Annotated in this window: 1 protein-coding gene; it reads left to right on the forward strand. The window is 58.7% G+C overall.

The window, feature by feature from the left end; translation table 11 throughout:
* Positions 1–135 precede the first annotated feature (135 nt).
* Positions 136–549 carry a hypothetical protein gene (locus GVL03_RS19085; protein WP_200847259.1) on the forward strand — a complete coding sequence of 138 codons (414 nt, stop codon included), beginning with the start codon at positions 136–138 and terminating at the stop codon, positions 547–549.
* The last annotated feature ends 95 nt before the right edge of the window (positions 550–644 follow it).

The following is a 644-nucleotide window of genomic DNA, read 5'->3' on the forward strand; positions in this document are numbered from 1 at the left end:
GTCCAAGACCTTCAGCGATGACCATGAGATGCTCGGGCATGGCCTGGTGATGTACGACGCGCTCTATGCGTGGTGCCAATCCTGCCAGGCAGAAACCCATAACTGGCCTCCCCAGATGGGGCCGGTGGGCTCTGCGTGAGCGTGCCGTTCAATGGAATGAATGCGCTCCCGAAACGCTGTCTGCGCAGCACCTTGATACTCCTTGCGTACGCCATTGCGCTGGCCGGGGCTTCGGCTGCACAGTCTGGGGAACGCAAGCTCTTTGGGCCGCAGATTCGCGCAGCCATTTCAGGGAAGGAAGTAAGCGATGGGCGTCATTGGAGCCACCACTACCTTACAAACGGCCAGTTGGAACGCGCGGAGAACGGCAGAAGTCGGTCAGGAAAGTGGAACGTCATCGGCGATCAACTGTGCCTGCTGTTGCCCGAGGTCAGCAAGAAGGAGCCCATCTGCTTTGACGTGATGCAGATCGAAGGAGAGTTGCAGTACCGTGATGAACGCTCGGTCGTTTACCAGGGTGCCGTGCGACCTCGGTCTGCCAGGCCCTGATCAAGTGCCATTGCTTAAATGGATGCGGAGGGATAGACACCAGATTGCGAACTGCGGGAGCTTGGCGCTACACCACGAATGGCATTGCATTGGGG

Origin of the sequence: Microbacterium sp. 18062 (assembly GCF_902706225.1) — a bacterium.
GTDB lineage: Bacteria > Actinomycetota > Actinomycetes > Actinomycetales > Microbacteriaceae > Microbacterium.